Origin of the sequence: Klebsiella sp. ME-303, from assembly GCF_007910085.1 — a bacterium.
Classification (GTDB): Bacteria; Pseudomonadota; Gammaproteobacteria; order Enterobacterales; family Enterobacteriaceae; genus Klebsiella; species Klebsiella michiganensis.
This window is the reverse complement of record NZ_VOJB01000062.1, coordinates 91,459-100,984: the sequence shown is the minus strand read 5'-3', so window position 1 is coordinate 100,984 and position 9,526 is coordinate 91,459. Positions and strand designations below refer to the sequence as shown.

Here is a 9,526-nt window from a genome sequence, read left to right as displayed (position 1 = left end):
GCGGGCGCGGCCACGCGGTCTCCGCGCTGGAGCTGCCGCACGCCCCCGAACAGCCCGGCTGGGCGCTGCGTGATGAACCTTATCAGCCGCCGGTCTGCATTGAATGGCAGAGCCAGCGACTCGGCAACCGGCGACGGATATGGGTTTACGCCACCGGCGACGCGCAGCCGCAGGCGCGCCCGCTGGCGATCCTGCTGGATGGCCAGTTCTGGGCCGAAAGCATGCCGGTATGGGCGCCGCTGGCGGGCTTAACCCGCGAAAAACGGCTCCCGCCGGCGGTTTATCTGCTGATTGACGCGATTGATAATCCGCACCGGGCCGCGGAGCTTCCCTGCAATGAGGCGTTCTGGCTGGCGGTTCAGGAAGAACTGCTGCCAATGGTTCACCGGCTGGCGCCTTTCAGCGATCGCGCCGATCGCACGGTGGTGGCGGGTCAGAGCTTTGGCGGCCTGGCTTCGATGTTCGCCGCGCTCTACTGGCCCCAGCGCTTTGGCTGCGTGCTCAGCCAGTCCGGCTCTTACTGGTGGCCGCATCGCGGCGGCGCGCAGACGGGCCTGCTGATTGACCGCCTGAGCCGCGGCGAATTACATCCGCAAGGGCTACGTATCTGGCTGGAAGCCGGTATACGCGAGCCGATCATTTTTCGCGCCAACCAGGCGCTGCTCGCGCATCTGGAACAGCAGACGATTTTCTGGCGTCAGGTTGACGGCGGGCATGATGCGCTGTGCTGGCGCGGCGGGCTGACAGCCGGGCTTATCCAGCTGTGGCAGCCTTTATGCCGTGATGAGTAACAACGCGCGCTTTACGAGGAATTAGACATGCAATTCAGTAACCCCTTCGACAATCCGCAAGGGCAGTTTTACATTCTGCGCAATGACCAGCAGCAGTTCAGCCTGTGGCCGCACCACTGCGCCCTGCCGGAAGGCTGGTCGGTGGAGTGCCCGCCGCAGTCGTTAGCGGCGTGCAATGACTGGCTGGCGGCAAACTGGTCTACCTTGACCCCCGCCCACCATGCATCCTGAGGAGCCCACGATGACCATACGTTTACCGCTGGTTGCGGCGCAGCCGGGGATCTGGATGGCGGAGCGCCTCTCGACGCTGCCCGGCGCCTGGAGCGTCGCCCACTATGTCGAGCTGCGCGGTGATATCGACCCGATACTGCTCGGCCGGGCCATTGTCACCGGGCTGTCGCAGGCCGACACCCTCAGCATGCGTTTTTGCGAAGATAACGGCGAAGCCTGGCAGTGGGTCGATGAACATCGCGCGTTTGCCGAACCGGATTACCGGGATCTGCGTGCCGCGAGCGACCCGCACGCGGCCGCGCTGGCGCTGATGCAGGCCGACCTCGGACAAAACCTGCGGGTGGACGGCGGCAATCCGCTGGTTTGCCATCAGCTGCTGCGGGTGGGCGATAACCGCTGGTACTGGTATCAGCGTTACCACCATTTGCTGGTCGATGGCTTCAGCTTCCCGGCGATTACCCGCCAGATCGCCGCGATCTACCGCACCTGGCAGCGCGGCGAAGCGACGCCTGATTCCCCGTTTACGCCGTTTGCCGAGGTGGTGGAAGAGTATCAGCGCTACTACGGCAGCGACGCCTGGCAGCGCGACAAACAGTTCTGGCAGGCGCAGCGTCAGGCGCTGCCGGCACCGGCCTCGCTGTCGGACTCGCCGCTGGCGGGAAGGGCGACCAGCAGCGATATCTGGCGCATGAAGCTGGAGGTGGATGCCGGGGTCTTTAGCCGGCTGGCGGCAGGCGCGCCGCAGTGCCAGCGCGCCGATCTGGCGCTGGCGCTGACCGCCCTGTGGCTGGGACGGCTGTGCAGCCGAACGGACTACGCCGCGGGCTTTATTTTTATGCGCCGCATGGGCTCTGCGGCGCTCACCGCTACCGGCCCTGTGCTCAACGTTCTGCCGCTGGCGGTCACTATTGATGCCGGGGAAACGCTGCCGGAGCTGGCCACGCGTCTTGCCGGGCAGCTGAAGAAAATGCGCCGCCATCAGCGCTATGACGCCGAACAGATTGTGCGCGATAGCGGCAGAGCGGCGGGCGATGAACCGCTGTTTGGCCCGGTGCTCAATATTAAAGTCTTCGACTATCAGCTGGATATCGACGGCGTGGAGGCTATTACCCACACTCTGGCCACCGGCCCGGTCAATGACCTGGAGCTGGCGCTCTTCCCGGATGAAGCCGGGGGGCTGTCGCTGGAGGTGCTGGCGAATAAGCAGCGATACGAGGAACGGACGCTGCGTAACCATATCTCCCGACTCTCCGCGCTGCTGGCCCAGTTTGCCGATAATCCGACCCTGCGCTGCGGTGAGGCGAATATGCTGTCGGCGGCGGAAACGGAACAGCTGCGGCAGGTCAACGCGACCGCTGTCGACCTGCCGCTCACCACCCTGAGCGCGCTGGTAGCGGAGCAGGCGGCGAAAACCCCGAATGCCCCTGCGCTGGCGGACGGCCGCTGGCAGTTTAGCTACCGCGAGATGCGCCAGCAGGTGGTGGCGCTGGCTGAACAGCTTCGCGCGCGGGGCGTCAAGCCGGGCGATAGCGTCGCGGTCGCGCTGCCGCGTTCGGTATTCCTGACGCTGGCGCTGCACGGTATTGTTGAGGCCGGCGCCGCGTGGCTGCCGCTGGATACCGGCTATCCCGACGATCGTCTGCGGATGATGCTGGAAGACGCCCGGCCGTCGCTGCTGATTACCTCTGAAGATCAGCGGGCGCGCTTTAGCGATATTCCCGGCCTGGAAAGCCTGTGCTACCAGCAGCCGCTGACGGCGTCGGATGCCGCGCCGCTGGCGCTCTCACGGCCGGAGCATACTGCCTATATCATCTTTACCTCCGGCTCTACCGGGCGACCGAAAGGGGTGATGGTCGGGCAAACCGCCATCGTCAACCGCCTGCTGTGGATGCAGGACCACTATCCGCTCCGCGCTGACGACGTCGTGGCGCAGAAAACGCCGTGCAGCTTTGATGTGTCGGTCTGGGAGTTCTGGTGGCCATTTATCGCCGGCGCGCAGCTGGTGATGGCCGAGCCGGAAGCCCATCGCGATCCGCTGGCGATGCAGCGGTTCTTTGCCCGCTATGGCGTCACCACCACCCACTTTGTGCCGTCGATGCTGGCGGCGTTCGTCGCCTCGCTGGAGGCGGAGAACGTCGGCGCCTGCCAAACCCTGCGCCGGGTATTTTGCAGCGGCGAAGCGCTGCCGACGGCGCTGTGTCGGGAATGGGAGCAGCTGACCGGCGCGCCGCTGCATAACCTGTATGGCCCGACGGAAGCGGCGGTGGACGTCAGCTGGTATCCGGCCTGCGGTCCCGAACTGGCGGCGGTAAGCGGCACCAGCGTGCCGATTGGCTGGCCGGTGTGGAATACCGGGCTGCGCATTCTTGATGCCGCCATGCGCCCGGTGCCGCCGGGCGTGGCGGGGGATCTCTACCTGACCGGCATTCAGCTGGCGCAGGGCTATCTGGGGCGCCCCGATTTGACTGCCAGCCGCTTTATTGCCGACCCTTACGCGCCGGGCGAGCGCATGTACCGCACCGGGGACGTTGCCCGCTGGCTGGATAACGGCGCCGTCGAGTATCTCGGGCGCAGCGACGACCAGCTAAAAATTCGCGGCCAGCGGATTGAGCTGGGCGAGATTGACCGCGCGATGTCCGCGCTGCCGGACGTTGCGCAAGCGGTGGCTCACGCCTGCGTCTTCAATCAGGCGGCGGCAACCGGCGGTGATGCCCGTCAGCTGGTGGGCTACCTGGTTTCTGACTCCGGCCTGCCGCTGGACGCCGCCGCACTCAAAGAGCGGCTTGGCGAACAGCTGCCGCCGCATATGGTGCCGGTGGTGCTGATACAGCTGCCGGCGCTGCCGCTGAGCGCTAACGGCAAGCTGGATCGTAAAGCGCTGCCGTTACCCACGTTGAGCGGTGAGCGCAGTGGCCGTCCGCCGGAGCCTGGCGTGGAAACCACCGTCGCCACGGCCTTTAGCCAGCTGCTCGGCTGCGAGGTGAACGATATCGACGCCGATTTCTTCGCCCTCGGCGGCCATTCGTTGCTGGCGATGCGCCTTGCGGCGACGCTCGGCCGCGAGCTGGAGCGGCGGGTGACGCCGGGGCAGGTGATGGTCGCGTCTACCGTCGGCAAGCTGAGCGCGCTGCTGGCATCGGACCTCAGCGATGAGCAGGCGCAACGGCTGGGCTTCGACGCTCTCCTGCCGCTGCGCGAGAGCGACGGCCCGACGCTATTTTGCTTCCATCCTGCTTCCGGTTTTGCCTGGCAGTTCAGCGTGCTGGCGCGTTATTTAAGCCCGCGCTGGTCGATCGTCGGCATTCAGTCGCCGCGACCGCAGGGACCGATGGCCACGGCGGCGGATCTGGATGCGGTGTGTGAACATCATCTCCACACTCTGCTGACGCAGCAGCCTCACGGCCCCTATTATCTGCTGGGCTATTCGCTCGGCGGTACCCTGGCGCAGGGGATTGCCGCCCGGTTACGCCAGCGCGGCGAAGCGGTGGCCTTCCTCGGGCTGCTCGATACCTGGCCGCCGGAGACGCAGAACTGGGCGGAGAAAGAGGCGAACGGTCTGGATCCTGAGGTGCTGGCGGAGATCGCCCGTGAACGCGAGGCGTTTCTGGCCGCCCAGCAGGGGCAGGCTTCCGGCGAGCTGTTCAGCGTTATCGAAGGCAACTATGCCGATGCGGTGCGCCTGCTGACCACCGCGCACAGCGCGAAGTTTGACGGTAAGGCGACGCTGTTCGTAGCGGAGAAAACCCGTCAGCCGGGGATGGACCCGCAGGTGGTGTGGGGGCCGTGGGTCGGCGAGCTGGAGGTATTCAGCCAGGATTGCGCCCACGTGGATATTATCTCTCCGCAGGCCTTTGAAGCGATCGGCCCGGTGCTCAGGGAGATATTAGGTTAGGGGCAGATGAACTCCCGGGTTGCGGCTAACGCCTTACCCGGGCTACCGTTTGTGCCAGATTGGGTAGCCCGGCTAAGCGCAGCGCGAGCCGGGAATCTCTACTTGCGACCCAGCGGCACCACCAGCGGCGTATGCGCCACCGGATCGTCAATGATCGTACAGCGCAGGCCGTAAATTTCCTCGATCAGCGCCGCATTGACAATCTCCTTCGGCGCGCCCTCGGCGACGATTTTGCCGTCGCGCAGGGCGATCAAGTGGGTCGCGTAGCGGCAGGCCTGGTTCAGATCGTGCAGCACCGCCGCCAGGGTATAGCCCTTCTCCTGATTCAGCTCGCTTAGCAGCTCAAGCAGGTCGATCTGATGGCTGATATCCAGCCAGGTGGTGGGCTCATCGAGCAGCATAATCGCCGTCTCCTGGGCCAGCACCATGGCGATCCACGCCCGCTGGCGCTGGCCGCCGGAGAGCGTATCGACGCTTTGCAGCGCCAGGTCGGTAATGCCGGTGGCCTTCATCGCCCTGCTGACCGCCTCTTCATCCTCTTTGCGCCAGCGGGTAAACAGCGGCTGGTGCGGATAGCGCCCGCGGGCCACCAGCTCCTGAACCGTAATATCTCCCGGCGTAGTGGCGTTCTGCGCCAGCAGGCCGATCCGCTTCGCCACCTCTTTACTGGCGTAACGCTGGATCTGCTCGCCGTCGAGATACACATGACCGGATGTCGGGGTCATCAGGCGGCTCAGGGTGCGCAGCAGCGTCGATTTACCGCAGCCGTTAGGGCCAATAATGGCGGTGAAGTGGCCGTCGGGAATGGTGACGTTCAGCGATTCGGCGATGGTTTTTTTGCCGTACGCCAGGGTCAGCTGGTCGCCGCGCAAACGGGAGGTTACAGCGGTCATTTTTTGCGGGACTCCTGAATTAACAACCCGATAAGGTAGATGCCGCCAAGGCTGACGGTCACCACGCCCACCGGTAACTGATAGGGCATAAACAGACGCTGCGCGCAGTAGTCAGACAGCGCCAGCAGCAGAGCGCCGCACAGCGCCGCCTGGGCCAGCCCCCAGCGCGCGGTGCCGCTGAGGCGGCGCGCGATATGCGGCGCCACCAGGGCGATAAACGAAATCGGCCCGGCGAGCGCGGTAGCGGCGGCGGTCAGCACCACCCCGACCAGCATCAGCAGCAGCCGCGAGCGCTCAACCCGCACGCCCAGGGCGCAGGCGGTATCGTCACCCATCTCCAGCAGCCGCATGCGCCGCGCCAGCAGCGCCCCGCAGACCAGCATTAGCAGAATCAGCGGCGCCGAGGGCCAGGTTTTTCCCCAGGTCAAACCGTTAAGCGAACCGGCATACCACAGCCCGGCGGAGAGGGCGGTTTCCAGCGAAGCGCGCAGCAGCAGCCAGGTATTGAATGCCACCAGCATAGCGCGCACGCCGATGCCGATAATAATCAGGCGAAAGGTTTCAATCCCGTTGCGCCACGCCAGCAGCCAGACCGCCAGCGCGGTAAGGATCCCGCCAGCCATGGCCGCCATGGCGATGGCCGCCAGGTTCTGGCCAAACATCACCATCGCTACCAGCACGCCGCTCCAGGCTCCGGTGTTAAACCCCATCACGTCCGGGCTCCCCAGCGGGTTGCGGGTCAGCGACTGGAAAATCGCGCCGCTGACGCCGAGGGCGGCGCCAATCAGCAGCGCCATCAGCACGCGGGGCAGGCGCCACTCGGTCACCACCATGGCGACGTTGCGCGGCGCATCGCCGAGCAGCGCCGAGATAACCTGCTCAACGCTCAATGGCACCAGGCCGGTGCCCAGCCCCCACAGGGAGACCAGCGCGCTGGCGACCAGCAGCAGCAGGCAGCTAAAAATCAGGCGACGAGAAGGCGCAATCACATGCCACCTCCGCGCGGCTGGCGGCGTACCAGCCAGATCAGCACCGGCGCGCCGATAAAGGCGCTGACCACCGAAACCCGCAGTTCGCCGGGCACCAGCAGGCGCCCCAGCACGTCGGCAAACAGCAGCAGGGCAGGGGTCGCCAGCAGGGTCACCGGCAGCGACCAGCGATGATCCGCGCCCACCAGCCAGCGGGCCATATGCGGCATCATCAGGCCGATAAAGGCGATGGGCCCGACCACCGCCGTGGCGCTGCCGCACAGGACGGTAATCGCCAGCAGACCAATAAGCTGAGTACGCGCGACCCGGCTGCCGAGCGCGGTGGCCGTATCGTTGCCGAGGCTCAGGCTGTTTAAGGCCCGGCTCAGCAGCAGCGTCACCAGGCCGGCAATGAGTACCGGGATCAGCACGATTTTCAGTGTTTGCAGGGTGCGCACATCCAGCGAGCCCGCCTGCCAGAAGCGCAGCTGGTCGTAGACGTCAGGGTTAAGCAGGGCGATACCGCTGGAAAGCCCTTCCAGCACCGCCGCCAGGGCGACCCCCGCGAGGGTCAGGCGAACCGGGCTCAGCTGGCCGCCGCCCTGGCTGCCGGTAAAGGCTACCAGCAGCGAGGCGCCGAACGCGCCGCAAAAGGCCATCAGCAGCTGCTCCTGCGGCGAGGAGAGACCAAACAGCGCCGCGCCCAGCACGATAGCGAAGCTGGCGCCGGAGTTGACGCCGAGGATCCCCGGGTCCGCCAGCGGGTTGCGGGTCAGCGTTTGCATCAGCGCCCCGGCCAGACCCAGCGCGGCGCCGGCCAGCAGCCCGGCGAGGGTTCGCGGCAGTCGTGCATCAAGGACGATGGTGCAATCGGCGCTCTGGCAGGTGCCGGTGAAGGCATCAATGACGACGCTAAACGGCAGGGGTTTGGCGCCGACCAGCAGGCTGAGCGCAACGGCGATGATTAAAACGATTAAAAGACCCGGCACGGCAAAGGCGCGCGCCGCGGTCGTGGAAGACGACATGGCTTACATCCCTGACATGATAATGATAGTAATTATCGTTATCGATTCTATCCGGTTATGTTAGCATGTGCACCCATAAAAATGGTATGGAAAATAATAACAAGGCGCTGTCATGAACCGACAATCCTGGCTGCTGAATCTCAGTTTGCTGAAAACCCACCCGGCCTTTCGCGCCGTCTTTATCGCCCGCTTTATCTCGATCCTGTCGCTTGGCCTGCTGGGCGTGGCGATCCCGGTACAAATCCAGCTGATGACCCATTCCACCTGGCAAGTGGGGCTGTCGGTGACCTTAACCGGCGGGTCGATGTTTGTCGGTCTGATGATCGGCGGCGTGCTTGCCGACCGCTATGAGCGTAAACGTCTGATCCTGCTGGCGCGCGGCACCTGCGGGATTGGCTTCGTCGGCCTGTGTCTCAACGCCATGCTGCCGGAGCCGTCGCTCATCGCTATCTATCTGTTGGGGATCTGGGACGGCCTGTTCGCCTCAATCGGCGTGACCGCGCTGCTGGCGGCGACTCCGGCGCTGGTTGGCCGGGAAAACCTGATGCAGGCCGGGGCGATCACCATGCTGACGGTGCGGCTGGGCTCGGTGATTTCGCCGATGATCGGCGGCCTGCTGCTGGCAACCGGCGGCGTGGCCTGGAACTACGGCCTGGCGGCGGCAGGTACCTTTATTACGACGCTGACGCTGCTGCGTTTGCCGCGGCTGGCGCCGCCGCCGCAGCCGCGCGAGCATCCGCTAAAATCGCTGTACGCGGGACTGAAGTTTCTGTTTAACAGCCCGCTTATCGGCGGCATTGCGCTGCTTGGCGGCCTGCTGACCATGGCCAGCGCGGTGCGCGTGCTCTATCCGGCGCTGGCCGGGAGCTGGCAGATGTCGACGTCGCAGATTGGCCTGCTGTACGCCGCGATCCCTCTGGGCGCGGCGTTCGGGGCGTTGACCAGCGGACAGCTGGCGCAGACGGCGAGGCCCGGCGTGCTGATGCTGGCGACCACCGTTGGCTCTTTTGTGGCGATTGCGCTGTTCAGCCTGATGCCGGTGTGGGCGCTGGGCGCCCTGTGCCTGGCGCTGTTTGGCTGGCTGAGCGCGATAAGCTCGCTGCTGCAATATACGCTGATTCAGACGCAAACCCCGGAAAATATGCTTGGGCGTATCAACGGACTGTGGACCGCGCAGAACGTGACCGGCGATGCGATAGGCGCGGCGCTGCTCGGCGGCCTGGGCGCGATTCTGACGCCGGCCGCTTCGGCGAGCGCCAGCGGCTGGGCGCTGGTCATTGTGGGCGTGGTGCTGGTGGGGCTGCTACGCGAGCTGCGCCGCTTTCAGCGCCCGGAGACGGCGAGCGAAAATTAATTGAGCCGGGTTTTCCCGGAGGCGGCGCGCTGCGCCTGTCCTGGCTACCGGCCCGCAGACGGCGGTGGACTCCAGGCCCGGGTAAGCGCAGCGCAACCCGGGAAGAAGCCGCACCGATGTATTTATCCCGGCGCATTCCCGGAGGCGGCGCGCTGCGCCTGTCCTGGCTACCGGCCCGCAGACGGCGGTGGACTCGTAGCCCGGGTAAGCGCAGCGCAACCCGGGAAGAAGCCGCACCGATGTATTTATCCCGGCGCATTCCCGGGTTGCGGCGTAAACGCCTGACCCGGGCTACTGGCCCGCAGACGGCGGTAGACTCGTAGCCCGGGTAAGCGCAGCGCGAGCCGGGAAGAAGCCGCACCGATGCATTCA

Annotated in this window: 7 protein-coding genes; 4 read left to right on the top strand and 3 right to left on the bottom strand. The window is 65.6% G+C overall.

What is annotated here, in order from left to right; translation table 11 throughout:
- The 3 genes from fes to entF all read left to right on the top strand — a co-directional run.
- The coding region (fes, locus tag FQK12_RS07845; protein WP_261392898.1) for an enterochelin esterase at window positions 1–791 on the top strand (791 nt) is incomplete at its 5' end.
- Window positions 792–818: 27 nt separating this feature from the next.
- On the top strand, window positions 819–1,022 hold the full coding sequence (locus FQK12_RS07840) for an MbtH family protein (protein ID WP_014228350.1): 204 nt from the start codon (window positions 819–821) through the stop codon (window positions 1,020–1,022).
- Window positions 1,023–1,032: 10 nt separating this feature from the next.
- Window positions 1,033–4,914, top strand: coding sequence for an enterobactin non-ribosomal peptide synthetase EntF (entF, locus tag FQK12_RS07835; RefSeq protein ID WP_014228351.1), 3,882 nt, complete (start codon window positions 1,033–1,035; stop codon window positions 4,912–4,914).
- Between the two features lie 98 nt (window positions 4,915–5,012).
- On the opposite strand, the gene fepC is transcribed toward entF, so the two are convergent.
- From fepC to fepD, 3 genes are read right to left on the bottom strand one after another with little or no spacing between them, the layout of a single operon-like run.
- Window positions 5,013–5,807, bottom strand: coding sequence for an iron-enterobactin ABC transporter ATP-binding protein (gene fepC, locus FQK12_RS07830; RefSeq protein WP_014228352.1), 795 nt, complete (start codon window positions 5,805–5,807; stop codon window positions 5,013–5,015).
- Entirely contained in the window at window positions 5,804–6,796 is a 993-nt protein-coding gene (gene fepG / locus FQK12_RS07825) for an iron-enterobactin ABC transporter permease (protein WP_009653197.1), read from the bottom strand. The genes fepC and fepG overlap by 4 nt, the downstream gene beginning before the upstream one ends.
- Window positions 6,793–7,800 carry a Fe(3+)-siderophore ABC transporter permease gene (fepD, locus tag FQK12_RS07820; RefSeq protein WP_014228353.1) on the bottom strand — a complete coding sequence of 336 codons (1,008 nt, stop codon included), beginning with the start codon at window positions 7,798–7,800 and terminating at the stop codon, window positions 6,793–6,795. Before fepD ends, fepG begins: the two co-directional genes overlap by 4 nt.
- Window positions 7,801–7,912: 112 nt before the next feature.
- On the opposite strand from fepD, the gene entS reads away from it, so the two are divergent.
- Window positions 7,913–9,154 (top strand): enterobactin transporter EntS, encoded by a 1,242-nt coding sequence (gene entS, locus FQK12_RS07815; protein ID WP_014228354.1) that lies wholly within the window; start codon window positions 7,913–7,915, stop codon window positions 9,152–9,154.
- Window positions 9,155–9,526: the final 372 nt, after the last annotated feature.